General features: G+C 44.2%; 27 protein-coding genes. 3 read left to right on the top strand and 24 right to left on the bottom strand.

The window, feature by feature from the left end; all coding sequences use genetic code 11:
• Positions 1-63: 63 nt before the first annotated feature.
• From B4F66_RS10670 to B4F66_RS10655, 4 genes are read right to left on the bottom strand one after another with little or no spacing between them, the layout of a single operon-like run.
• A complete protein-coding gene (locus tag B4F66_RS10670) occupies positions 64-789 on the bottom strand; it encodes a succinate dehydrogenase/fumarate reductase iron-sulfur subunit (RefSeq protein ID WP_292355861.1) in 726 nt (241 codons plus the stop codon).
• On the bottom strand, positions 786-2,726 hold the full coding sequence (locus B4F66_RS10665) for a fumarate reductase/succinate dehydrogenase flavoprotein subunit (RefSeq protein WP_292355862.1): 1,941 nt from the start codon (positions 2,724-2,726) through the stop codon (positions 786-788). Before B4F66_RS10665 ends, B4F66_RS10670 begins: the two co-directional genes overlap by 4 nt.
• Positions 2,727-3,314, bottom strand: coding sequence for a succinate dehydrogenase/fumarate reductase transmembrane subunit (locus tag B4F66_RS10660; RefSeq protein WP_292355864.1), 588 nt, complete (start codon positions 3,312-3,314; stop codon positions 2,727-2,729).
• Complete coding sequence (locus tag B4F66_RS10655) at positions 3,314-3,817, bottom strand: hypothetical protein (protein ID WP_292355867.1); 504 nt, start codon at positions 3,815-3,817, stop codon at positions 3,314-3,316. The genes B4F66_RS10660 and B4F66_RS10655 overlap by 1 nt, the downstream gene beginning before the upstream one ends.
• A gap of 211 nt (positions 3,818-4,028) precedes the next feature.
• Between B4F66_RS10655 and metG the strand changes: the two genes are divergently transcribed.
• On the top strand, positions 4,029-6,047 hold the full coding sequence (gene metG / locus B4F66_RS10650; protein ID WP_292355869.1) for a methionine--tRNA ligase: 2,019 nt from the start codon (positions 4,029-4,031) through the stop codon (positions 6,045-6,047).
• 99 nt (positions 6,048-6,146) lie between these two features.
• Here metG and B4F66_RS10645 read toward each other — a convergent pair whose 3' ends face one another.
• From B4F66_RS10645 to B4F66_RS10590, 12 genes are all read right to left on the bottom strand, one after another.
• The gene (locus B4F66_RS10645) at positions 6,147-6,707 is read right to left on the bottom strand and encodes a PepSY domain-containing protein (RefSeq protein WP_292355871.1); all 561 of its coding nucleotides are present in this window, start codon (positions 6,705-6,707) and stop codon (positions 6,147-6,149) included.
• Between the two features lie 173 nt (positions 6,708-6,880).
• Positions 6,881-7,318: an Hsp20/alpha crystallin family protein gene (locus tag B4F66_RS10640; RefSeq protein ID WP_292355873.1), complete on the bottom strand. Its 438-nt coding sequence runs from the start codon at positions 7,316-7,318 to the stop codon at positions 6,881-6,883.
• Between the two features lie 140 nt (positions 7,319-7,458).
• Positions 7,459-8,115 (bottom strand): response regulator, encoded by a 657-nt coding sequence (locus B4F66_RS10635; protein WP_292355875.1) that lies wholly within the window; start codon positions 8,113-8,115, stop codon positions 7,459-7,461.
• Positions 8,108-9,436 (bottom strand): histidine kinase, encoded by a 1,329-nt coding sequence (locus B4F66_RS10630; protein WP_292355877.1) that lies wholly within the window; start codon positions 9,434-9,436, stop codon positions 8,108-8,110. The genes B4F66_RS10635 and B4F66_RS10630 overlap by 8 nt, the downstream gene beginning before the upstream one ends.
• 258 nt (positions 9,437-9,694) lie before the next feature.
• Complete coding sequence (locus B4F66_RS10625; protein ID WP_292355879.1) at positions 9,695-9,916, bottom strand: hypothetical protein; 222 nt, start codon at positions 9,914-9,916, stop codon at positions 9,695-9,697.
• Between the two features lie 449 nt (positions 9,917-10,365).
• Positions 10,366-10,701, bottom strand: a complete 336-nt coding sequence (locus B4F66_RS10620) for an SUF system Fe-S cluster assembly protein (protein WP_292355882.1) — start codon at positions 10,699-10,701, stop codon at positions 10,366-10,368.
• Between the two features lie 3 nt (positions 10,702-10,704).
• Positions 10,705-11,151 carry a Fe-S cluster assembly sulfur transfer protein SufU gene (gene sufU, locus B4F66_RS10615; RefSeq protein ID WP_292355884.1) on the bottom strand — a complete coding sequence of 149 codons (447 nt, stop codon included), beginning with the start codon at positions 11,149-11,151 and terminating at the stop codon, positions 10,705-10,707.
• A complete protein-coding gene (locus B4F66_RS10610; RefSeq protein ID WP_292355885.1) occupies positions 11,151-12,374 on the bottom strand; it encodes a SufS family cysteine desulfurase in 1,224 nt (407 codons plus the stop codon). The genes sufU and B4F66_RS10610 overlap by 1 nt, the downstream gene beginning before the upstream one ends.
• A complete protein-coding gene (sufD, locus tag B4F66_RS10605) occupies positions 12,367-13,671 on the bottom strand; it encodes a Fe-S cluster assembly protein SufD (protein ID WP_292355887.1) in 1,305 nt (434 codons plus the stop codon). The genes B4F66_RS10610 and sufD overlap by 8 nt, the downstream gene beginning before the upstream one ends.
• Positions 13,668-14,435 (bottom strand): Fe-S cluster assembly ATPase SufC, encoded by a 768-nt coding sequence (gene sufC / locus B4F66_RS10600; RefSeq protein WP_292355889.1) that lies wholly within the window; start codon positions 14,433-14,435, stop codon positions 13,668-13,670. Before sufC ends, sufD begins: the two co-directional genes overlap by 4 nt.
• 81 nt (positions 14,436-14,516) lie before the next feature.
• Positions 14,517-15,965 carry a Fe-S cluster assembly protein SufB gene (gene sufB / locus B4F66_RS10595; protein WP_292355891.1) on the bottom strand — a complete coding sequence of 483 codons (1,449 nt, stop codon included), beginning with the start codon at positions 15,963-15,965 and terminating at the stop codon, positions 14,517-14,519.
• The gene (locus B4F66_RS10590; RefSeq protein ID WP_292355893.1) at positions 15,958-16,446 is read right to left on the bottom strand and encodes an SUF system Fe-S cluster assembly regulator; all 489 of its coding nucleotides are present in this window, start codon (positions 16,444-16,446) and stop codon (positions 15,958-15,960) included. The genes sufB and B4F66_RS10590 overlap by 8 nt, the downstream gene beginning before the upstream one ends.
• A 236-nt stretch (positions 16,447-16,682) precedes the next feature.
• Between B4F66_RS10590 and B4F66_RS10585 the strand changes: the two genes are divergently transcribed.
• Positions 16,683-17,306: an FKBP-type peptidyl-prolyl cis-trans isomerase gene (locus tag B4F66_RS10585; RefSeq protein WP_292355895.1), complete on the top strand. Its 624-nt coding sequence runs from the start codon at positions 16,683-16,685 to the stop codon at positions 17,304-17,306.
• A 43-nt stretch (positions 17,307-17,349) separates the two neighbouring features.
• Here the strand turns inward: B4F66_RS10585 and ampD are convergent, their stop codons facing one another.
• A complete protein-coding gene (ampD, locus tag B4F66_RS10580; protein WP_292355897.1) occupies positions 17,350-17,901 on the bottom strand; it encodes a 1,6-anhydro-N-acetylmuramyl-L-alanine amidase AmpD in 552 nt (183 codons plus the stop codon).
• A gap of 85 nt (positions 17,902-17,986) precedes the next feature.
• On the opposite strand from ampD, the gene nadC reads away from it, so the two are divergent.
• Positions 17,987-18,835, top strand: a complete 849-nt coding sequence (gene nadC / locus B4F66_RS10575) for a carboxylating nicotinate-nucleotide diphosphorylase (RefSeq protein WP_292355899.1) — start codon at positions 17,987-17,989, stop codon at positions 18,833-18,835.
• Positions 18,836-18,883: 48 nt separating this feature from the next.
• Here nadC and B4F66_RS10570 read toward each other — a convergent pair whose 3' ends face one another.
• From B4F66_RS10570 to ftsB, 7 genes are all read right to left on the bottom strand, one after another.
• Positions 18,884-21,196 (bottom strand): TonB-dependent receptor, encoded by a 2,313-nt coding sequence (locus B4F66_RS10570; RefSeq protein WP_292355901.1) that lies wholly within the window; start codon positions 21,194-21,196, stop codon positions 18,884-18,886.
• Between the two features lie 142 nt (positions 21,197-21,338).
• On the bottom strand, positions 21,339-22,733 hold the full coding sequence (cysG, locus tag B4F66_RS10565) for a siroheme synthase CysG (protein WP_292355904.1): 1,395 nt from the start codon (positions 22,731-22,733) through the stop codon (positions 21,339-21,341).
• 7 nt (positions 22,734-22,740) lie between these two features.
• Positions 22,741-23,514, bottom strand: a complete 774-nt coding sequence (locus B4F66_RS10560; RefSeq protein WP_292355906.1) for a DUF1223 domain-containing protein — start codon at positions 23,512-23,514, stop codon at positions 22,741-22,743.
• Positions 23,515-23,542: 28 nt separating this feature from the next.
• Positions 23,543-24,625, bottom strand: a complete 1,083-nt coding sequence (gene truD / locus B4F66_RS10555) for a tRNA pseudouridine(13) synthase TruD (protein WP_292355908.1) — start codon at positions 24,623-24,625, stop codon at positions 23,543-23,545.
• Positions 24,622-25,104 carry a 2-C-methyl-D-erythritol 2,4-cyclodiphosphate synthase gene (gene ispF / locus B4F66_RS10550; RefSeq protein WP_292355910.1) on the bottom strand — a complete coding sequence of 161 codons (483 nt, stop codon included), beginning with the start codon at positions 25,102-25,104 and terminating at the stop codon, positions 24,622-24,624. The genes truD and ispF overlap by 4 nt, the downstream gene beginning before the upstream one ends.
• Positions 25,101-25,817 carry a 2-C-methyl-D-erythritol 4-phosphate cytidylyltransferase gene (ispD, locus tag B4F66_RS10545; RefSeq protein ID WP_339639838.1) on the bottom strand — a complete coding sequence of 239 codons (717 nt, stop codon included), beginning with the start codon at positions 25,815-25,817 and terminating at the stop codon, positions 25,101-25,103. Before ispD ends, ispF begins: the two co-directional genes overlap by 4 nt.
• On the bottom strand, positions 25,801-26,091 hold the full coding sequence (gene ftsB / locus B4F66_RS10540; protein ID WP_292355913.1) for a cell division protein FtsB: 291 nt from the start codon (positions 26,089-26,091) through the stop codon (positions 25,801-25,803). Before ftsB ends, ispD begins: the two co-directional genes overlap by 17 nt.
• Positions 26,092-26,093: the final 2 nt, after the last annotated feature.

The raw sequence follows: 26,093 nt of genomic DNA, 5'->3' as shown, positions 1-26,093 counted from the left end.
TAGCCATTACTGCTGGCGGCTATTTTTTCGTCCAACAAGGCGGAGATGAAAGCTCAACAAGCCCTAGCTTTGATATAACAATTTATTCATCGTCACAATGGTGTCAGTTCGAATCTGTTTGGGGCAGACACGTTCACATTCACGGTAATTACTGCAACTGCCAAACCCTTCAGCTTCCATTTTTGCCAGCATTTTAGCCGGTCGTTTATGGTCTAGTTGTCCCTGCGGCAAGCTACTCAAGTGACTGACCTTAGCAGCAATAAATAACGTTGCTGATGCATTCGGACAAACCGCAACGCAGGCGCCACAGCCAATACAGGTAGCTGCATCAAAGGCTTTATCTGCTACCGGCTTGGCCACTGGCTGGGTATTGGCCTCTGGTGCTGCACCGGTTCTTACCGGTATATAACCACCCGCCTGAATAATACGATCAAACGCACTGCGATCGACCATCAAATCTTTAATCACCGGAAATGCCGTTGCCCGCCAGGGCTCAATCCATAATTCGTTTTGATCCTGATAGTCACGCATATATTGCTGACAGGTGGTCGTCGCCCGGTGCCGACCATGAGGTTCGCCATTAATCACCAGACTACAACTGCCACAAATGCCTTCACGACAGTCATGATCAAAAACAATAGCTTCTTTACCAAGAGTGATCAGACGCTCATTGAGGGCATCAAGCATTTCCAGAAAAGAAGATTCAGCTTCCACTTCCAATTCATGTTTTTCAAAAAAACCTTTGGCTTGGGGATTGGCCTGACGCCATATATGCAGGATAAATTTCATTGGTAGTTGCGAATCCCAGGACTGACAAAATCGAAATGCAGCGGTTCTTTTACCAGCTTCGGCTGAACCACATCACCGGTGAACTGCCAGGCAGAAACAAAACCAAAATCGTTGTCGTGTCGTTGTACTTCACCGTTAGCGGTTAAATGTTCGACCCGAGCATGGCAACCACACGACTCTTCACGGCTTAATGCATCAATACACATTAATTCGCCAAGTTCCATAAAATCGGCAACCCGACCGGCTCTTTCCAGCGTCTGATTAAGCTGTTTGTCATTGCCACTGACTTTGATTTCCCGCCAGAATTGTTCACGCAGTTGCTGGATATCTTCAATGGCCTGTTTCAAGTCAAATTCATTGCGTGCCATGCCGCAGTGATCCCATAAAATCTTGCCCAGACGACGATGAAAATAGTCTGGCGTCTGTTTTGGTTCAGGCGCATTCAACAGTCTGTCCAGTCGCGATTGCGAATAGTTCATGGCCTGCTGCACTTCTGGATAATCTTTATCTTCCAATGGTGTTTGTCGAGCAAGATAATCGGACACCGTGGTTGGTAGAATAAAATAGCCATCTGCCAACCCCTGCATCAATGCACTGGCTCCAAGTCGATTGGCACCATGATCGGAAAAGTTGGCTTCGCCGCCGGCAAACAATCCATCTACAGAGGTCATCAGATTATAGTCCACCCACAATCCTCCCATGGTGTAATGCACGGCAGGATATATTCGCATCGGCTGTTGAGTTGGGTCTTCAGAAGTAATTCGCTGATACATATCAAACAGATTGCCGTATTTTTCATTGATTACGTCAGCACCCTGTTCTTTAATGGCATCGGCAAAATCCAGATAGACCCCCAGCTTCTGCCCATTAATTTCATGACCGACACCACGGCCATCATCACAAATATGTTTGACCGCCCGCGAAGCAATATCGCGTGGTACCAGATTGCCAAAGGCCGGATACATGCGTTCCAGAAAATAGTCCCGATCCTGTTCCGGAATTTCACGCGGGTCACGACCACAGTCTGCCGGATTTTTGGGTGCCCAGATGCGGCCATCGTTACGTAAAGATTCACTCATCAAGGTCAGCTTGGATTGCAATTCACCATGTTGTGGAATACAGGTGGGATGAATCTGGGTAAAACAGGGATTGGCAAATAATGCTCCATGCTTATGTGCTCGCCAGATAGCAGAGGTATTACAGCCCTTGGCATTGGTCGACAGGTAAAAGGCATTACCATAACCACCTGTGCAGAGCACCACACAGTCCGCCAGATGTGAACTTAATTCACCGGTCAATAAATCCCTGACCACGATACCTTTGGCCTTGCCGTCAATTTTGATTAAATCGTGCATTTCACAGCGGGAAAAATGCTCAATATGCCCTTCAGCTACCTGCCGGCTCATCGCCTGATAAGCACCGAGTAATAACTGCTGACCGGTTTGACCTCGTGCATAAAAGGTTCTGGATACCTGCGCTCCACCAAACGAACGATTGGCAAGATAGCCGCTGTATTCACGGGCAAACGGCACCCCTTGCGCTACAGCCTGATCAATAATCGACGTGCTCAGTTCTGCCAGTCGGAATACATTGGATTCGCGGGCACGAAAATCGCCACCTTTGATCATGTCGTAAAACAGACGCCAGACACTGTCACCATCATTATGGTAATTCTTAGCGGCGTTAATCCCCCCCTGAGCAGCAATACTATGCGCTCGGCGAGGACTGTCCTGATAGCAGAAGGTTTTCACCTGATAACCCATTTCTGCCAATGATGCTGCAGCAGAAGCACCAGCCAGACCGGTGCCGACCACAATTACTCGATATCGTTTTCGATTAGCCGGACTGACTACCCGCAGATTGTATTTATGCTGAGTCCAACGTTGTTCCAATGGACCTTTTGGGGAAAAGCTGTCTAATGGTTGTTCTTCAGTCATTTATGCTTTCCAATAGGCCAGAATCGGGACAATAGCAAATCCCACCACTAGTAAAACGACAATGGCAGTGCTAATCCAGTAAAACTGTTTTGAAGTTTTGCCCAGTGTTTGTAATACATTGGTCAATGAGTGTTGCAGGTGCAGTCCAATTAACAACACGCCCCCAAGGTAAATCAGCAATTGCCATACTGAACTGAATAACGTGAGTGTCTGCGTGTAAATATCAGCACCGCCAAATGACCACATTTGCGCCATATGCCAGACAATAAACAGCAAAATCAGCGTAATAACGATGGATACCAGCCATGCGGGAATGAAATGGTGTTGCCGGTGCTGATAAGCCTGAACCCTGGCCTTGCTGTTGTGCAATCGAATTTGCACCGCGACAATGACATGAAACACCAATGATGCTGCCACTAATAGCCATAAAGGCCAGCGAATCAGTGGTTGATTATAAAAATCGTAAAACGCCTGGTATTGCTCGGGACTGAAAAAGCTCAGATTAGTGAGCATATGAAAAATCAGATATGCGGTCAGCACCAGACCGGCCATCGCCATCAGGCGCTTTTTAACTTGCAACAGTGCCATCAGCTTTCCCGACTCATTACAATTTGATCGGTCTCTGACAGCGGTTCAAGTTTTTCACGCTGAATGGTTCGCACACAGCTGTTCCAGCGCAGAATGGCTTCATCATTATGATCTGGACGCATTTGCTCTGCCTGCTGGTAACATTCCAGCGCCTTAATAAAATAATCATAGGCAAATGCACGGGACATGGGTTGAGTGAGCATAAATCTGGCACGACGTTCCAGCACAATACCGGTGTAATAGGTCTGTTTGTATTCACTGGACAGCTTGCTGATAGCCGTTTCAATATCCTGAAACGGCGACTGACTGCCACTGATACTGATCTGATCAGTTAACGCAAGTATGTAAACCACCAAAGCCGCCTGATTTTCAGGCTCGATATTGAGAATATCCAGGCAGATGCTTTCCGCAATTTCGGGCTCAAGTAATGAGCGATATTGTCGCGCACGGTCCAGAGCCAGTTCAATTGACTCGGCATGTATATCATGTAAATTCAGGTCCATCGCGCTCTCTTGCTACTAGGATTTGCCGTCACGGCAGATATAGCCTCAATCTAAAGCAATTGGCATGGCTTTTCAACGCAACCATGCCACATTATTCAAAATAGAGTCTGATAAGGTTTGTTAGCCTTTCATGGTGGCCATGAAAGATTAACAGACCCTAGTTAATCTGTTATCTTTGACGGTTTTCTAACGGCTTAATTCCGGTTTATTTATGCAACGAAAGATTCTGGTCACCAGCGCACTTCCCTATGCCAACGGTTCTGTCCATTTGGGACATCTAGTTGAATATATTCAGACAGATATCTGGGTACGTTTTCAAAAGATGCGGGGCCACGAATGTCATTATGTATGTGCCGATGATGCCCATGGCACGCCAATTATGTTGCGCGCACAGAATGAGGGCATTACCCCGGAACAATTAATTGCCGACATCAGCAAGGAACATCAGGCGGATTTTGCCGAGTTTGCGATTGGTTTTGATAACTATCACAGCACACACAGCGAAGAAAACCGCCAACTGGCCAGCCAGATTTATCTGGCAAATCGTGATGCCGGACATATCGAAAGTCGTACCATCAGTCAGGCCTACGATCCAGAAAAAGAAATGTTCTTACCGGATCGTTTTATCCGCGGTGAATGCCCCAAATGTGGTGCAGCCGATCAATATGGTGATAGCTGTGAAGTTTGCGGTGCCACATATGATCCAACCGAATTAAAAAACCCTGTATCAGCCGTTTCTGGCGCTACTCCCATCACTAAAGAGTCTAAGCACTATTTCTTCAAACTAGGTAATTTTGAACCAATGCTGCGTGAATGGACTCAGGGCGACCATTTACAGGCTGAAGTAGGACGCAAACTCGGTGAATGGTTTGACAGCGGTCTGCAGGATTGGGATATCTCACGTGATGCACCCTACTTTGGTTTTGAGATACCGGATGCGCCAAACAAGTTTTTCTATGTGTGGCTGGATGCTCCGATTGGCTATTTAGCCAGCTTCAAAAACTACTGTGATCGCACCGGTGTGGATTTTAATGAATTTATGCGTGCCGACAGCCCGACTGAAATGGTGCACTTTATCGGCAAGGATATTATCTATTTCCATGCGCTGTTCTGGCCGGCCATGCTTAAGGGTGCCGGTTTCAGATTACCAAACCGTGTGTATGCGCATGGCTTTCTTACCGTTGATGGTAAAAAAATGTCCAAGTCGCGTGGCACTTTTATCAAGGCCCGCACTTATCTGAATCATCTGAATCCGGAATATCTGCGTTATTACTTTGCTGCCAAGCTGAATAACACTATTGAAGATATCGATTTGAGCCTGGAAGATTTCCAGAGTCGCATTAATTCAGATCTGGTTGGCAAGGTTGTGAATATTGCCAGCCGCTGTGCCGGTTTTATCAATAAACGCTTTGATGGAAAATTAAGTGACTCATTGACTGATGAAGCATTATTTAACGCATTCACCGATCAATCTGAGTCGATTGCCAGACGTTATGACAATCGCGAATTTGCTCAGGCAATGCGCGAAATCATGGCGTTGGCAGACAAAGCCAATCAGTATATTGATGAACAAAAACCCTGGGTGCTGGCGAAAGAAGAAGGCAAAGACGCAGAAGTACAAGCCGTTTGTAGTATGGGCATCAATATGTTTCGTGTTTTGATTGCTTACCTCAAACCTGTATTACCACGAACGGCTGAACAAGCTGAAGTTTTCTTAAAAATTAGTCCATTGCAGTGGGCTGATATTGGTCAACCATTATTAGGTCATACTATTGAACCGTTCAAACCTTTAATGACTCGGGTCGAACAGGACAAAATTGACGCTATTATTGAAGAGTCCAAAGAGAATATGGCTGCAACAGCTGCCCCCACCAAAACAGCTGAAAATATTGATCCGATTGCCGAAGAAATTCAGTTTGATGATTTTGCCAAAATTGACTTACGCATCGCCAAAATTGTTAATGCCGAACATGTCGAAGGTGCTGAAAAACTGCTGAAACTGACGTTGGATATCGGACTGGCTGAAAAACAGGTATTTGCAGGCATCAAATCTGCTTATGCACCTGAAGATCTGGTCGGTAAATTAACCGTGATGGTCGCAAATCTGGCCCCACGTAAAATGCGCTTCGGTTTATCAGAAGGCATGGTGCTGGCCGCAGGCCCTGGTGGTAAGGACTTGTTTATCCTAAACCCCGATGAAGGAGCAAAACCGGGAATGCGGGTTAAATAATCTTTGAACCGTGAACTAAGCACTCAAAAAAGACCTGATGTAAAACACATAAAAAAAGCCGGCATGATAGCCGGCTTTTTAGTGTTACCAAGACTGATTTTATTGTTTCAGTTCTTTTTCCATACCAATTTCATACAACTCTAAATTGGCTTCTTCAATTTCACCAGTTACGGCATTTACATCTACTTTATATTCGCGGCCATGTTCATTCACGATATCAAATTCATAAGTGACCGAACCTTCGTAACCGATTTCATATTCATTGGAAACTACTTCGCCCGGAATGAAATCCAAAGCCGTTTGACGAGCTGCTGATTCTTCAATTTTGGCGTATTTCTGGAATGTAGGATCATTTGCTTCTACTTCACGCTCGACTTCGGTGACAAAACCTTCTTCAGCATTACATTCGACATTGTAGGTACTGCCATTTGCCGAAGCTTCAATATCAAACTCATATACTGGGTCATCACCTTCCATTTTCATTTCAAGTTTACGAACATTGCCAGGAATGGTATCCAAAGCAGCATCCATACACGTTTCCATTTTGACCAGTTTCCATTCACGGATATCGTCAAGATCATAGTTGTCGTTATCAGCCAATGCCATTGAAGATAAAGACATTGTGACTGCAGCTGTTAATAATGTAGCTGTATGTTTCATAGTATTGCTCCTTAAATATAAAAACCTGCTTCCATTCTCTACCCGCAAGAGCAATGTTGGTTATCTTTTTGAATTGATTAGCTAACCCCTAACCCGGTTATCATTATATTGGGAATTTTTCCTGTATACAAAAAAAGCCCCGGAAAATAACTTTCCGGGGCTTTAATTTGATTTTACTGCTGAACATTCACCTCAATGCGTTTGGGTTGAAGCTGTGGCATTTTAGGAATCGTCAACTCCAACACCCCATCCCGTGAAGCGGCATTGATGTTATCTACATCAGCGGTTTCCGGTAGGGTGAAACGCCGCATAAAACTGCCACTGAAGCGTTCAATACGTTTGTAATTATCCTTTTCTTCAATTTTTTTACTGTCACGCACACCTTTAATGGTCAACAGACCATTTTCGGCTGTCACTTCAATATCAGCGGCTTTAACGCCGGGCAAATCAGCGTGAATAATGAAACTCTCTGCGTTTTCCTGAATATCAACTGCTGGTGTCCAATCCTCTTCACTGAAGTTGGTTTCAGCGGCCGGTGACTGGAATAGCGTCGACATTTCACGCTGCAGATTATCAAGCAGACTGTAAGGTCTATAACGTTGAATAGCCATAAAAACACCTCCATAACAAGTTCATCATGAAGACGAATACTGTCTTCTGATCAGCAAGATTGGGATGTGTCAAAAAAAATTCAAGAGGCTTGCAATACTTTTAAATTAACTATTAGTTATCAACTGGATAGCAATTAAGGTTAATGTTTAATAATACCTAATACAACGGCAATATTCGCCAGATCTGCCGTGGTGTTTACATTCAGTTTATTTTTAATCTGTGTGTTGTAGTTCGCCACTGTTTTATAGCCTAAATGTAATTCTGCAGCGACTTCATGTGCAGTCATCCCTTTAGCCGTCAGACAAAACACATCAAACTCTCTTGGCGATAACAACTCCACCACCTGACCGTAATGCAACGTATCACTGGGATGTTTGAAATCATCTATATTGGGCAAAATATCCTGTTCAATATAACGTTTGCCCTGAGATACCGCTAACACGGCTTCTGCCAGTACTTCTGCAGCACTGTTTTTAGTCACATAGCCTTTAGCACCGGCCTGAATGGCACGCTCGACATAGATCGATTCATCATGAATGCTGTAGACCAGTATAGTGGCCTGTGGATCCTGCTTTTTAAGACGACGAATGGTTTCCAATCCTCCAATGCCGGGCATGGATAAATCCATTACCACCACATCAGGACGCTTGCGTTCATATTCATGACAGGCCACTTCGCCACGATCAACATCCACTATGTCGCCAATAAATGGTTGAGAATCCAGTAACATTCTGAATCCGGCTCTCACCACCTGGTGATCATCTACCAGCAATACACTTATCTTTTTATCATTCATTCTCTGTTTTCTCTATGATTGGCATCCATACACTGACATTAACGCCTTTTCCTGCTTCAGACTCGAATCTGAAACGGCCTCCCATATTCTCAACCCGTTCTCGCATGGCCAATACCCCGAACCCATGTCCGGAAGTCTCACCGCCTTGCCCGTTATCATGGATCCGCATAACTACACGTGGAGAGGTATGCTCGCCCTCCTGCCGAATCAGTAATGTTACCTCAGTGGCATTGGCATGACGCACTACATTGGTGAGACATTCCTGTGCAATTCGATAAACATGTATCGCCAATTCATGTGAAACATCATCCAGACAGTCATCATAATCCAGTTTTATCACCAGATCGGGATGCCTACGACGCCACTCATTAACAAGATCGGTCAGCGTTGCCCCCAAGCCTAAATCAGCAAGACTTAACGGATGCAAGGTTCGCATCATGGAACGAACCACGCCGGCCAAATGGTTACATATTTCAGCGATTGAATCGGAAATTTTTGCTACATCCGTACCCGGCTGGCGAATCGCTGTAGACATGGCTTTTATAGCAGTCAACGATTGGCCCATTTCATCATGCAATTCGCGGGATAAGTTTCGTCTTTCGGATTCCTGAATCTGCATTGTATGACGGGCTAACGCCTGATTATTCTCTTTGGCGACTTTCAAAGCATCAGACAAGTGATTGATTTCTGTGGCAATAGCATCGAATTCACTGATTTTGAAGGGCGGTAGTTTACGTCCATATTGTCCAGACTCTACACGCCTAAGCCCAACAACAATCGTCCGCACATTTTGTAGCATGGAATTGAATACAAAATTAATGGCTAAAAATATTACAGCGACCATTGTCATTACTGACCAGAAATAAGCTTCCGATTCCTCCCAGGCTTCAGCAATTTCATCCATCGGATCAGCTCGAACAATAATTTTTTTTACTCTGCCATCAGCAAGTTTTATGTCATATTTTGAAGATGGATAGGTAGTTTTAACAGCTCGTTGAAACCATTGAGGTGGTAACTCTTCATCTATATCATCAGATACAAACCATTCTACTTCCTCATTCTCTTCATTAATAAGACTTATATGTAGATGACGGGTATGTTGAATCGCACTAATTTGCTGAAGCCATTCATATTCAGTCATGGAAGTTCGGGATAAATGGCTAAATCCCAAATCAATCATTTGCAGGGCCAGATTGAACGAAGAATTTACCTCACGTTCAACTGAATGACGTGCTTGCCATATTGTTAACAAGCCCCCCACAAGAATAATAATGATCACCGAAAATATAATTCGACTATTGATCAGGCCTCTTAAGCTCATATAGCGCTCTCGATATCACATGGAATGAGAATAATCATTGCTCCTTAAACTAATGTTATGTGTTTAGTTATTATTAATTAACATAAAAGCTAAACTGATAAAGCATCATTATCAATATAATTCAATGAGTAAACTGAGAAATAAAATTACTGTGAATAGCTTAAATGGCTTTTTCAATCATTATTCACAAAGGAAAAAAAGGTGATTTTTTATTTGAGGTATTTGTTAGAGGCACCCGCTCCTTGCCCAATGAACAATTCAATTCGAGCCTACCGTATCTTTCGAGGTGCTTTTAACTGGCATGTCGATAACAAACCGATATTGCTTACCAAAGTGTAATATGACTTCTTTCTGGCCACGCTTGAGAATCTTAACTTCGATATGAATATCACTGTAGCCGTCATGTGCTAATACATCATCGATCATGTCAGTGAGTTTGAATTTGAGTAATTCGGCAGAGTTTGTGGTGGCAATGTTCATATTATCCGGCTCAGTTTGATTTCTGTGAGTGGATAGTAGACAAAGAGGAAAATATCCCATATAGGATATTTTCCTTATTTTGTTAATGACGCTATAAAAATAGAGAAAAACGGACTTAAGCAATTGTTTTTATATTTAATTATTAATTCTAATTAAATTTAATAATAAATCAGTTCACTACACCGTTTAACATTGATAAACCGAGTCTACACATAAGAAGAATAAAAGGAATTCCTCCTATATGCGGTGGCGTCTAAGATGACTATGATTAACTCCAACAGCTTGCTAATGAGATTCTCTCGGGGCTTAGCCCTGAAATAGTTGCTAACTGTAGTGTTAAAGTTTGTTACCTCTTCAGATTGGTCATGCGATCTGTTTAACCGTGGATAGACCTATCCACGGTTTTTTTTTGCCACAATTCTCTACTTGTCAAAGTTAACCAAACAAACTTAAAACATACCTAGTTGTAATTGAGCGGCTTCGCTCATTTGGTCTCGAGTCCAGGGTGGATCCCACACCAGTTCAACATGCACTTTGTTCACACCGTCAATGCTGCTGATTTTGTTTTCTACATCCCCGGGAAACGTCTGTGCCACGGGGCATCCCGGTGCGGTAAGCGTCATTTGGATAACCACATTTCCGGATTCACTCACATCAATCTCATAGATCAATCCAAGCTCATAGATATTGACCGGGATCTCGGGATCAAAGATGGTTTTGAGCATCTCAATTACATCTTCTTTTATATCTTCAGCGGTAAAAGGTTGTACCTGATTGTCGTTCATAAATTACTCAGTACTAATCGAAATATCATGATCACTGTCTATCGCGGCGTGCACGGTATGCCAGGACAAAGTCGCGCATTTTACCCGTGCCGGAAACTCTTTAACACCACTAAGCACTTCCAGTTTGCCCAGCAGGTTTCGGTCAGTTTCTTCACCGGTCATGGATTTATGTACCTGCTCGTAAATGGCCTGAGCTTCGTCAATGGTTTTGCCTTTCAAAGCTTCAGTCATTAATGATGCAGAGGCCATGGAGATGGCACAGCCGCTGCCTTTGAAACTGACATCATCAATCTTATCGCCATCAAGCTTGAGATAAACCACCAGCTTATCGCCACACAACGGATTGTTGCCATGCGCAAGATGATTGGCTTTCTCAATCTCACGAAAATTACGTGGCCGTTTGTTGTGATCCATGATCACTTGCTGGTAAAGCTCTCTTAAATCACTCATCAGGCAAAAAGCTCCTGTGTCTTTTGTATGGCGTTAATTAATGCGTCGACTTCTTCTTCTGAGTTATAGAAGGCAAATGAAGCACGTGCAGTGGCCGGAATATCATAAAACTCCATTACCGGTTGAGCACAATGGTGCCCGGTGCGAATAGCAACGCCTTGTTGATCAAAAATAGTGCCTACATCGTGTGGATGAACGCCTTCGATCATGAAAGAAATTACTGCAGCTTTCTCGGCAGCGGTACCAATAATGTTGACACCAGGCAAAGACTCAATTTTGCGGGTCGCTATCTCCAGCAAGTGATGTTCCTGGGCGGCGATATTATCGATCCCCACCTGCCACATATAATCAATCGCTGCACCCAAACCGATAACACCGGAGATATTTGGTGTACCTGCTTCAAATTTGGCTGGCAGCTCGTTATAGATGGTTTTTTCAAAACTTACCGAAAGAATCATATCGCCACCACCTTGATAGGGTGGCATGGCGTTTAGTAGATCTTCACGTCCATACAACGCACCAATACCAGTGGGTGCAAACATCTTATGGCCGGAGAACACATAAAAATCACAATTCAGATCCTGAACATCGACTGTCATATGCGGCACAGCCTGTGCACCATCGATTAATACCGGAATATTTTTCGCGTGGGCTTTTTCAGTCATCGCTTTAACTGGATTGATGGTGCCCAGTGCATTGGAGACATGACCGATAGCCAGAATCTTCGTGCGTTCAGTCAGCATGGTATCAAATTGCGTTAAATCCAATTCACCTGTCTGAGTCATCGGAATCACTTTGAGTTTGGCACCAGTCTGTTCACATAGTATCTGCCACGGCACGATATTGGCGTGATGTTCCAAATGACTGATCAGTATTTCATCATTTGCTTGCAGCTTTGGTCTGACAAAGCTTTGCGCCACCAGATTAATCGCTTCGGTGGCTCCACGGGTAAAGATGATTTCTTTATCTGAGTTGGCATTTACAAATTGGCGAACTTTGCCACGGGCTGCTTCATATAAATCGGTAGCACGTTGACTTAACTTATGTACACCACGATGAATATTGGCATTATCGTGCAGATAATAATGACTGACGGCATCAATGACCTGACGTGGTTTCTGGCTGGTGGCGGCATTATCCAGATACACCAATGGATAGCCATTAATCTCCTGATGCAGAATCGGAAAGTCCGCACGGATAGTATTAATGTTCAAATTACTCATGCACACCACCTTTAGGTAAACGTTTTTCAATTACCTGGGTAATAGATTGTTTGAGTTCCTGATTGGTAATGCGTTCAATCACGTCAACCGCAAAGGCAAAAGTCAGCAAGCTACGAGCACTAACTTCATCGAGACCACGGCTACGCAGGAAAAACAATTGATCTTCATTGATTTGACCTACTGCACTACCATGTCCACATTTGACATCATCGGCATAGATTTCCATTTCCGGTTTGGTATCAATTTCACAACCACGAGACAACAGTAAATTGCGGTTGCTTTGATTGGCATCGGTTTTCTGGGCATCTTTATGAACGATTACTTTGCCGTTAAACACCGCATGGCTTTGTTCATCCAATACACCTTTGTAAACTTCTTCACTGGTGGTATTTGGGACGCTGTGATCAATGCGAGTGTGATTATCTACATGCTGTTCTCCGGTCACCAGATACAGACCGTTCATCGTCACATGGGATTGCTCTCCCAATAATTGGCTGTGTACATCGTTTCTGGCGAGTTTTGCACCTAGAGAAATATTGGTGTTATGCCATTTACTGTCAGTAGCCTGTGAGGCAGCCATAGTGGCAACATGATAATGCCCCAGTGATTCACGCTGTAATTTGTAATGAAATAATTCTGCATTTTCAGCCAGACTTATTTCAGTTACTACATCGGTCAAACCATTGGCTTTATCATTGCCAGCATAGGTTTCAATAAAGGTTGCCTGACTGTCTTTTCCAAGCACAATGACATGACGCAGATGCATTGCGTAATGTTGCGTATGGCCGCTGTTTACCACGATTAATTCAATCGGTTTATCAATCTTTGTATTTTCAGTTACCTCTATGAAAACCCCCTCATTCATCAACATGGTGTTCATCGCATTAAAGCCTGGCTTTTCCATGCTGATTTGTTGATTGAGAAATTCGCTGGCGCGCTCAATTGATTGAGATAATGGCGTTACGGTAAGCCCATCAGGCAGTCTGTCAATGGATGATGCAGTCAAATCCACACGACCATCGACAATCACCAGACGATAGGCATCTTCAACCAGCTTCAGCTCATGAATATCAGCATATCCTGGTTGGGATACCTGATGAACAAACTGTTCCTGACCAAACTGCCACAGGCTGGTGTATTTCCAGTCTTCTTCTTTTCTGCCGGGTAAGCCCATTCGTGCAAACTGATGCTGAGCTTGTTCACGCAGGGTTTTCCAACGTGCGTTGTCAGCCACCATAATGTCACGGCTGTTAGCAACAGCAGAAAAATCGGTATGAATGTCTGTTAATACTTTCATGCAGGCTGCCCTTCCGGCTCTGGTGCATCATGCACCCAGCTATAGCCGGATTTTTCCAGTTCTTTTGCCAATTCTTTATCACCCGATTTTACGATGCGACCTTCAGACAACACATGGACAAAATCGGGAACGATATAATCAAGTAACCGCTGATAATGGGTAATCATCACAAATGAACGCTCAGGACTACGCAAGGCATTAACCCCCTCAGAAACGGTTTTCAGAGCGTCAATATCCAGGCCTGAATCGGTTTCATCCATAATGGCCAGTTGCGGCTCCAGTAAGGCCATTTGCAGGATTTCATTACGTTTTTTCTCACCGCCGGAGAAACCTTCATTTACACTGCGGTGTAAAAACTGTTCGTCCATCTTGACCAACGCCATTTTGCTGCGGACCAGCGTCAGGAAGTCGATGGCATCAAGCTCTTCCAGACCCTGATGTTTACGAATGGCATTTAATGCGGCTTTAAGCAGATAGATATTACTGACGCCGGGGATTTCTACCGGATACTGAAAAGCCAGAAACACGCCGCGTCTGGCACGCTCTTCAGGTTCCAGTTCCAGCAGGTTTTGACCTTTATATATGACTTCACCCTGGGTGATTTCATAGCCTTCACGACCTGTTAATACATTTGACAAGGTGCTTTTACCGGCACCATTTGGTCCCATGATGGCATGAACTTCGCCAGCATTGACCGTCAGATTGATACCACGCAGAATTTCTTTGCCCTCAATTGATGCGTGTAAATTTTTTATTTCCAACATTTTCATAATTATTCTCTATTCATTTTTTATAGGTTAAGCGGCCTGACCCGCCCAACATGTAGTTATGTAAGTGAACGCTGTTTAACCAACCGAGCCTTCCAACGACAAGCCCAGCAGGTTCTGAGCTTCAACCGCAAATTCCATCGGCAGCTCACGAATAACCTGTTTACAGAAACCGTTGACAATCATTGATACAGAATCTTCCACATCAAGGCCACGCTGCTTGCAATAAAACAGCTGATCTTCACTGATTTTTGAAGTAGAGGCTTCGTGCTCAACCTGAGCACTCGGATTTTTCACTTCAATATACGGAAAGGTATGCGCAGCACATTTATCGCCCATCAGTAACGAATCACACTCCGTGTAGTTACGCGCATTCTCGGCATTGGGTCCAATCCGAACCAGACCGCGGTAGGCATTGGATGATCTACCAGCCGAAATACCTTTGGAGATAATGGTCGAGCTGGTGTTTTTACCCAGATGGATCATCTTGGTTCCGGTGTCAGCCTGCTGCATATTATTGGTAACAGCCACTGAGTAAAATTCACCTACAGAATTATCCCCCTGCAAAATCACACTTGGATATTTCCAGGTAATGGCTGAGCCAGTTTCGACCTGAGTCCAGGAGACTTTTGAACTTTCACCACGACAGGCTGCACGTTTTGTTACAAAGTTATAAATACCACCTTTGCCGTTTTCATCACCGGGATACCAGTTCTGCACAGTGGAATATTTAATTTCTGCACGATCCAGTGCCACCAGTTCTACTACCGCCGCATGCAGCTGGTTTTCATCACGCATAGGCGCTGTACACCCTTCCAGGTAACTCACATAGGAGTCATCATCAGCAATGATTAACGTCCGTTCAAACTGTCCGGTATTAGCCGCATTGATACGGAAATAAGTGGAGAGTTCCATCGGACAACGCACCCCTTTGGGGATATAGACAAAAGAACCATCGGTAAACACAGCACAGTTCAATGCAGCGTAATAGTTATCTTTATAGGGAACAACACTACCCAGATATTTTTTGACCAGTTCAGGATGCTCATGAATGGCTTCTGAGATTGGCATAAACAGGATGCCCTGCTCGGCCAGTTTATCTTTAAAGGTATTCGAGACTGAAACGCTATCAAACACCGCGTCAACTGCAACCCCTGCCAAACGCGCCCGTTCGTCTAATGGTACACCCAGCTTTTCATAGGTACGCAATAGTTCCGGATCAACTTCATCCAGGCTTTTTGGTCCATCAGTTTTTTTCTTGGGAGCTGAATAATAACTGACTGACTGATAGTCGATTTCAGGATAATGGACGTGTGCCCATTCCGGCGTTTCCATCGTTAACCAATGGCGAAAGGCTTTCAGGCGCCATTCAAGCATGAACTCCGGCTCACCTTTAATAAGGGAGATCTGACGAACCACATCTTCATTCAAACCCGGTGGCAAACTGTCTGATTCAATATCAGTATAAAAGCCAGCTTTGTATTCTTTCTGGGTAATTGCTTCTAGTTGTTGTGTTTGATCATTCATGTTGATCACCATCCTGTAAGGTAACTGTTCTTGCCCTGTAATTGGGCGGGTAAAATTGAACTGTTCGCGGCGCTGAAACTGTTGGCGCCAGCATATCGGCTAACTTGACCTCATCCAGCGCGTGAAATACGGCATTATTGATTTGGTTCCAGTTTGTCTGCACGGTGCAATGCGTTTCCTGATCACAATGCGTAACAGTACTTACGCATTCCGTTAAAGCGATAGGACCTTCAATTGCGGTAATAATCTGCGCGACGGAAATACTGGCGGGATCTCCACTTAATGTATATCCACCCTGCGCGCCACGTTCTGAAGTCAGTAGTCCTCCGGCTGACAACACTTTTAAAATTTTTCGCACCGTCGGCAATGGCATATGCACGGCATCAGATAGCATGTGGGCACTATGCTGTTTGCTTCGGTGCTCGGCTATGTAACTCATCAGCACAATGCCGTAATCAGTCAATTTACTCATGCGTAACATTTGACGCCCTCCTAATTGATACCATTATAGTATCATTTGAACGAATAACCAAGTGTATTACTCGGCTATTCAATCTGAAAGCTGTGAAAAAATATGAGACAATCGCATGGCGAACTTCGCGGCTGATAAGATCTCTAACGCACGCAAGCTAAATTATTTTATTTAAAATTTGAGAGTCATAAGACATGAAACTGAAATATCTCGCTTTCCTTCCCGTTTTATTTGGAGCTAATGTAATGGCAGAAAACGCCACCCTCGATACCGAACAACAAAAACTCAGCTATATCTTCGGCATACAAGTCGGTCAACAAATGATGATGGAAGGTGTAGAGCTTGAAATGGATGCATTCAGTGCAGGTGTTGCCGACATGATGGCTGGCCGTCAACCACAGATGGATCAGGCAACTGCGCAGGAAATCATTGGTAAATACCAGCAGAAAAAATCACAAGAACTGGCTGCAATGATGAACAAAAAACAAGCCGAGTCTAAAGCCTATATGGCAGAAAACGCTAAAAAAGACGGTGTAGTCACAACCGATAGCGGCCTGCAATATGAAATTCTTGAAGAAGGTGATGGCGCAACACCAAAAGCAACTGATAAAGTCATCGCCCATTACGAAGGTACTTTGATTGATGGTACTGTATTTGACAGCTCTATTCAGCGTGGTGAACCAGCAACCTTCCCAGTGAATGGCGTTATTCAAGGCTGGCAGGAAGTCTTGCAGATGATGAAAGAAGGCGGTAAATGGCGCGTGGTCATCCCAGGCAATCTGGCTTATGGTCCACAAGGTGCCGGTGAAATGATTGGCCCCAATGAAACTTTGATTTTTGATATCGAGCTGATTGCGATCACGCAGTGATAATCATTTAAAATCGACTAAAGCCGCCTCCTGGCGGCTTTTTTTATGCTTGCAATAATTGTTTGAAATAGACCCAATCAAAATAGGGCCCGGGATCAGTTTTACGTCCAGGAGCGATATGCTCATGACCGGTAATTCTTTCTTTCGATAATAATGGATAGGCTGCAAGCAGAGCTTTGCTCACATTTGCTAGTTGTTGATATTGATCTTCGGTGAATGGCGTTTCATCATCACCTTCCATTTCAATACCGATTGTAAAGTCATTACAACGTTCACGCCCTTCCCAGCAGGATACCCCTGCATGCCATGCACGTTTTTGAAATGGCACAAACTGCTGCATCAATCCATCTCGTCTTATCAACAAATGCGATGAAACTTTTAGATGCGCGATTTCTGCAAAATAAGGATGTGCATTCGGGTCAAGCTGGTTTAGAAAAAGATCGGCAATCCAGCCTCCGCCGAACTGTCCAGGCGGTAAACTGATATTGTGAATAATGATGCCGCTGATATCGCTCTCATCAGGACGGTCATCATAATTTGGTGAGGGTAAAATCTCCGCCGCATCCAGCCATCCACTTTGCTTGTCGATAATCACTCATCTCTCCAACATAGGTTTCTGAATAGATTATCAGAGCTTTAACAGTTACCCTATCGTCTGTTTAAATTGAACCCCTAACACTATGACGATTCAGAATTTCATTCCAGCAAATTTTATTACCTCACAAGTCAAACTCTCCCTACTTGAGGATATTGGACAACAAGATCTCACCGCAGATCTTATTCCAAAAAATGCGATAGCCAAAGCCAGACTAATTAGTCGTCAGGATGCTGTTCTATGTGGGCAAGACTGGTTTAATGAAGTCTTCAAGCAGCTGGATCCAAGTATTCAAATCCACTGGTTCTTCAACGATGCCGATTTGCTGCGGGAAAATGCGGTGGTATGTGAACTCTCCGGTAATGCCCGGGCATTATTGAGTGGCGAACGTACCGCTATGAATTTTTTGCAGACGTTTTCCGGTACCGCTACTCATACCAAACTTTATGCTGACATCATCAAAGACTTGCCGGTTAAACTGCTGGATACCCGCAAAACCCTTCCAGGATTAAGGCTTGGCCAGAAATATGCGGTACGTTGTGGTGGCGGAGTTAATCATCGCTTTGGGCTGTATGACGCCATATTGATTAAGGAAAATCACATTCTTGCTGCGGGCTCAATTGCAGCAGCGGTAGCTCAGGCCAAAGCTTTGCATCCAAATGTGTCAATTGAAGTTGAAGTCGAGTCTATGGATGAATTACATCAGGTACTCAATACTGCTGTGGATATTGTTTTGCTGGATAATTTTTCACTGGAGATGCTTCGCGAGGCTGTTGTGGTTGCTCAGGGTAAAGTAGCTCTTGAAGCTTCTGGTGGTATTAATAAAGAGACGCTACGAAGTATTGCTGAGACAGGTGTTGATAGAATTTCTGTGGGGCAATTAACCAAAGATTTGCAGGCTGTCGACTTATCGATGCGATTTATTGATTTATAAAAAAGAAAGGCCGCATATAGCGGCCTTTCTTTTAGCTTAACAATTGGATTAAAGAGTAATTTTAAAACCAATCCATCCGGCTCTCGGTGCACCTGCTCCAACAAAGCGGGGATCTTCATAATCCAGACCAGGCGCTTCATCAGGTTCGCCGTACAAACCAAAGTTCTCGTATTCACTATCAAACAAATTGTCGACTTTGGCAAAGAACTGAACATTTTTATTCAGCTTATAACGACCATGGAGATTAACCAATCCATAACCACTGATTTTCTTATCTTCATTTGCCTCATCGCCACGGTAATATTGGCTGGAGTGATATGAAGCTGTCGCACCAAGAGATAATTTCGGTGTAAAGGCATAATCAACACCGATCTTGATATTGTGTTCAGGAATACTTGGCAGACGGTCGCCTTTACTTACGCTGAATAAATTGCCATTACGGGAATAATCAAAATTATCTTCGAAGGTCGCCCGAACATAACTGTAATTACTAAACCAGGCCAGTTGTTGATATTGGCCATTCAGTCCAACTTCCAGCCCTGCACGTGCTGTTTTGTCAATATTTCTGAAGTTACCCAGACCTAAACGCCCACTAACTTCTTCAGAAACTTCTTCATCTTCTGAGAAGAAGAACAAATCATCCGTTAGCTGAGTGTAATAAATGTTGCTATACCAATTAAACATTTCTTGCTGTCCACGCAAACCTGCCTCAACTGTTTTAGCGACTACATCATCCAGAGGAGGATCTGCTAAAAAAGCATTAGGGTAAGCACAAGGTGACTCTGGTTCGGCACAAGTCAGTTCAGATGCAGTGGGAGCACGATTAGATTCGCTATAGTTCCCATACACAGTCAAGTTATCCTGTAACGCGTAAGTTAAACCAACTGTAGGATTAAAGCGTTTGAATACATGTTTATTACCAGACTCATTAAGATCCTGTTCACCACCTTCGCTGGTCCCAGAAATATCAATCTGAATCCAGTTATAACGTCCACCCACAGTTAAATCGAGACGTTCAGTTAATGAATGTGTGTTAGTGAAAAACAAACTGAATGTGTCTGTTTCAATATCACCATCAACTACTGTTTCATCAATAATGAAGCCCGTTCCATCTGTTCCACGCGAATCAGTAAATTCTGCTATTTCAGATTGGGATGAATATTTAACATCTGAAGTATCGTAGGAAGCACCAACAATCAATTGATTTTCCCGATCGAACAAATCATTCAAAAAGGTTGACTGTAAAGCAAAACCATAACTATCTTGTTCAGTTTTACTAGTGTTATTCAGGGCTACATCATCACCATCTGCAAAGCCGAGCGAATCTGTACTAATGATTTCGTCATCACCATCAAATACACCTTCAACACCATCCTCGTCTTCGCCGATTTGCCCACCAATTACACTTAACTCAGAACCATCACCATTAAACGTGCTGCGATCACTTCGACGATAATAGGTGTTAGCAGACAGCATGACATTGTCATTCACCCAATGTGATCCATTCAAAGTGAACATACGCAACTCATTTTGCGTATTATCTGGATGGGTGAAAACAGTTTCCCGATCGTCAGCAACTAACTCAATTGGAGAAGCACCGTTACCATTCAAATCACTATCAACAGCGGTAATACCAAAATCCAGACTACTGGTTTCATTACGATAGCTTAAGTTGGAAAAGAACTGTTCAACTCTGGAAGGTGAAAAATCACGCCAACCATCTTCTTTGGTAATGGAACCGGTCACAAAATAACCAAAATTGCCGTCATTGCCCCCCGTTTCAATAGTGCCCGAATCACGACCAAATGAACCGGTGTAAGCTTCCAGACTATGACCAGGATGGGTAAAACCGTTTTTCGTTTGAATCGATAAAGCACCACCCAGAGTATTCAGACCAAATAATGGATTTGAACCTGACATCATATTCATGCTGGCAATTGCCGATTTAGGCAATAATTCAAAGTTCACCGCATCGCCGAAAGGTTCGTTGATACGAACACCATCCTGATAAACCGATATTCCTTGAGAATTACCGACAAGTGGAGAAGCGGTGAAACCACGGAATTTCAAATCAGGTTGGAAAGGATTATTTTGAGCGGCATTCAGACTCACACTATCCATTGTCTGATTCATAAAATCAGAAATATCCAAGCTTTGGTTACGCTCAATATCTTCGTCAGTTGCAGTTTGAACATGACTTGGAATTTTATCTGCCTCCAGTCCTACCCCATGTAATGGTGTGAGACTGATAACTTCGATATTTTCAAGTTGAAGATCCGGTTCTGCAGCTAAGCTGAGTCCCGGAGTTAATGCACTAGCTAGCAACGCAGGCAGGAGGCCCCGTCGGAATGGAATCGCCATCTTAATCTCCCAGATTTAATATTTGTATTAATTTTTTTATATCGCTTTCTATGAAGCTTAGGGCGATGCTAGCATGACGTTTCGCACATAGAATTAGGAAAAATTCCTAAAACAATAAGGGAATATTAATCTGTTGATTTTATTAGGAAAACCAGGATAGTTGATTATGCAATTGTACAACTTCACCAATAATCAGTAGCGTTGGTGCGACAGGTTGTTGTTTTTTTGCCAATTCAGGAAGCTCGGCAATAGTACTTGTCCAAACCTTTTGATTCTCTGTTGTGCCTTGCTGAACCAGTGCCGCAGGCATATCGGCTTTCATGCCGTGCTGTTGTAGCTTCTGACTAAGAATATCAAGCCCTGCGAGGCCCATATAAACAACCACTGTCTGGCGAGGCTGCACTAAGGCCTGCCAATTCAAATCCAGCTCACCTTCTTTTAACTGGCCTGTTACAAACACACAACTTTGTGAATAATCACGATGTGTTAATGGAATACCGGAGTAGCAAGCAACACCGGAGGCCGCTGTTATTCCCGGCACGACCTGAAAAGGAATTTTCTGTTCAGCCAGCGTGGCAATTTCCTCACCACCACGACCAAATATAAACGGATCTCCACCTTTCAAACGTAAAACACGTTTGCCAGCCTGAGCGTGTTCCAGTAATAGCAGATTTATTTCATCCTGACGCTTGCTGTGCCATGCTCGCTGTTTTCCGACATAAATCATTTCAGCTTCTTTACGTACTAATGCCAGCACTTCCTTGCTCACCAGACGATCGTAAAAAACCACATCGGCCTGCTGCATCAATCGTAAGGCTTTAAAGGTTAGTAAATCGGGATCACCGGGGCCGGCTCCCACCAGATAGACTTCTCCTTGTTGCAAAGCATTATCAGCGGTTTCATCAATCAGGGTTTCGAGGGTTTTGCTGGCCAGTTCATCACGTCCCGCCAATACATGATCGGCGACTGGGCCTTGTAAAACAGACTCCCAGAAACGACGACGCTGTTTAATATGGCCGAACTTTGCCTTCACCCGCTCACGATATTCCCCCACCAGTAAACCCAGTTTACTGTAAGCCGGTGGAATCAGTGTTTCCAGTCTTGCGCGTAATTGTCTGGCAAGAATAGGTGACTGACCACCACTGGATATCGCCACCACAATCGGTGATCGATCCAGAACCGAAGGCAGAATAAAGTCACACATATCGGGTTGGTCAGCCACATTGGTGAGAATATTTCTGGCTTTGGCTTCCTGATAGACCTCAAGATTAACTTTTTCATCATTGGTCGCTGCGATCACCAGCGTTTGCTGATTCAGGTAGCTTGAATCAAATCTATCATTGACCCAACGCAACCTGCCCTTGTAATCAGGCTCTTCCAGCAATTGGCGCGACATCTCTGCAATCTCGGGGGCAACAATGGTTACTGATGCCTGAGCTTTCAACAATAGTGCTGCTTTACGAGCTGCAATTTCGCCCCCCCCAACCACCAGACACTGGCGTTGTTTTAAATCTATAAATATTGGTAAATAATCCATCTAACTTCTATTGTGTTAAGGGTAATTCCACGGCCTGCAAAATATAACCATCGGATAAATTTTGAACAATCGCCACCAGTTTCAGTTTGTCCTGCTGCCATTCAGGTGACAATTTCACTTGATGTTCAATAAAGGTTTCACCAGAATCATCAAGCTCAAATGGACCCAACCATCGACGAACCAGGTTTTGATGATTAAAGGTCTGTCCGGCATTATCTCCACCAAGGACAAGACTGCTGACATCATCCTCCGTAATAGCAAAGTACAGTTTGCTGTGTTGACGATTTTCCTCACCCGTTACCAGGCTTCGGCTATCAATCATCAACTGATCATTAATCAGATAAGCCCTTAAACGAATCTGTGCTTGAGCATCAAATTCATTGAGAAAACTTACTGCTTCAGCGAAATTCGCCCGCCAATTTGGCAGGGACTCGCCACTTAACACAAATTCCGGAGTGTAAATAGTTTGATATCGGTTCAGTCGGGCCAATTGTTTCTGGCGTTCAGAAAATACCGGTTTGGCAAATGCATCTACCCAGCCTTTCTTATCATTCAGATAATCCACATGAAAGCCCAAAACAATATAATCAAGCTCTGCCCGCTGCTGTTGATATAACCAGCGTTCCGCAGGTGGACAAAGGCCACAGCCTTCTGAAGTAAATAATTCCAGTACCGCGGTATGTTTATTACCACTCGACGCCTGCCACCGATCTACTGCCTGAACAGAAAATGGCAGGCATAATAAAAACAGCAATAACACCTTAATCATGGAGAGATTCATATCAGCCTCCTTCAGAGATCACTGAATCCTATTCACTAGGACTCGGTGACACTGCGGAAATTTTCTGCGACATATCCTGAATTTCAGCCAGTTCTCGCAAAACAGCCGTTGCATAACTGCCCGGCCCCAATTCAAACTCTAACAGTAAACTGGTTTCATTGATAAATTGCCATTTAAGATTCTGTGGAAACAATCTCAGCGCACGACGTTCCTGCGATAAACCCAGTTTCTCCAGCTGCTGCTGCCAATCCTGCCAGTCTTTTAATACACTCTGTTCCAGAGCCAGCGTATCATTCTTACTGATAGCTTCCCCCTTACCCCAGAGTGGTCCGGTCGGATGGATGTCCATTTCGTTAATTCGCTTTTCAAGTACGTCATCTTTGGTCTCAGCGACAAAATAACTGGCTCTGGTACCAGCCAACAACATAACGTCACCTGCCAACAGTTGATTCCAGTTGCCTTGACGGATTCTTTCGGCCAGCACCAGATTGAACAGCCAGGAACGCGCTGCTGAAATAATAATACTGCGTTGATTACGCTTTTTCGGCTCGGTCCCTTCTGTGAACCATTGCTCTGCTTTTTTCAGATTATTACCGTGATGACCGAAACGTTGTTCGGCAAAATAATTAGGTACCCCCTGCTCCGCAATTAATTGCAGATTCTGCTCCCAGATATTCATGTCACCGACAATGTCGGTTAATCGCAAACGAAAACGGTTTCCGGCAAGTGCCCCACGTTTTAATTTTTTGCTGTGACGAACCGCTTTAAGAATTTTGATTTGTTCATTTTCAAATGCCAGCCAATCCGGTTCTGGCAACCCCTGTAAATTTACACTGAACCATTGTGAAGTAACTGCATGACGATCTTTAAGCCCGGCGTAACCTACTGCAACGGGTGATACACCGGCAAAACGGGCAATTTCCTGGGCCAGCCAGTCGGTGTTGGTATCGGTTTTCTGCACATATAGCCAGACATGCGACCCTTCGCCCTCCGGCGAAAATGGCAGATGCTCCTCCACTTCAAAATAAACGGCTTTCTCACGTAACTTGGCACCACAACTTGACGCAGTGGCAGAATGGCGTGGCAGGGAAAAATAATCAAAATGTTTCAAACAGATACAACCTTTTGGATAAGCGCCACAGCATGAGCCGCTATGCCCTCCTGGCGGCCGACAAAGCCCAGCTTTTCGGTTGTGGTCGCTTTGATATTAATCGCTGAGGACTCAATATGCAGGTCAGTGGCCAGCAATTCTCGCATTTGCGGGATATACGGCGCTAATTTAGGGACTTGTGCTACCACTGTAGAATCGACATTGCTGACCTGCCAGCCTGCCGCTTTCAAATCGTCATAAACACGACGCAACAGTACCCGACTATCAATTCCCGCGAAGGCCATATCATCATCTGGAAAATGGTGGCCAATATCCCACCAGCCTGCAGCGCCGAGCAAAGCATCACATATTGCATGAATCAACACATCCCCATCGGAGTGAGCCTCCAGTCCATGCGTATGAGGGATATTTACGCCACCTATAATTAACGAACAGTTCTCAGCAAACCGATGTACATCATAACCGTGGCCGATTCTCACGCAGCTTCTCCATTATTCTGTTGTTGTAAAAAGAGCGCTGCTAATGCCAGATCCTGTGGCAGAGTAATTTTGATATTGTCAGCATGGCCAGCTACCATTTTGGGTACTAAGCCCATAAACTCCATTGCACTGGCCTCATCTGTAACATTGATATTACTTTGTTTCGCTTGAGTTAATGCCTCAGCCAAACCTCTCAAACGGAACATCTGAGGAGTGGATGCTCGCCATAATCCAGTTCGATCTACTGTTGCTTCAATGGTGTTATCTGTATTCACACGCTTGATCGTCTCACTTAGCGGCACACCTAAAATACCGCCCACCGGATCATCGCTTAATTGCTGCAACATGGAATCAATATCACTGTGCCGAATGCAGGGTCGTGCTGCATCATGAACCAGGACCCAGGGATCCTGCCGGGTAAGATTTTTTAAAAATTCCAACGCATTGCTCACTGAATCTGCCCGATGCTCACCCCCCAGTGTTGTATGGATGGGCCAGTGTGATGGCAGATTCAATGAAGGCCAGTAGGGATCATTGGCTGAAAGCGCGACAACGACCCCTTCAATTGCAGGATGACTGATAAGCCGTTGCAGACTATGAACAATTACTGGTTGATTATTCAGTAGTAGATACTGCTTAGGGCGATCGGCCTGCATTCTGCTGCCGATCCCTGCAGCAGGCACCACCGCCCAGACTTTATTGTTCATCATCATCTGGAAGTTCGATTATGTGAAAAAAGGTCTCTTCTGGCTTAACCATACCCAGTTCACTGCGAGCACGCTCTTCCAACGCATCCAAACCGCTTTTAAGATCAGCAACTTCTGCCGCCAGTACCTGATTACGCTCTTCAAGTTTTGCATTATCAATACGCTGTTTTTCAACTGTGTGATGAAGTCTTAACAAAGCTGGTAAGCCATCATGACTCAACCACAATCTGTATTGCAGCATGACAAAAATTAACGTCAGCACAATCAGTACTGTTTTCATAC

This window comes from Methylophaga sp. UBA3603 (genome assembly GCF_002375335.1).
GTDB lineage: Bacteria > Pseudomonadota > Gammaproteobacteria > Nitrosococcales > Methylophagaceae > Methylophaga.
The sequence above is the reverse complement of the archived record's forward strand: the minus strand, read 5'-3'. Positions and strand labels throughout refer to the sequence as shown.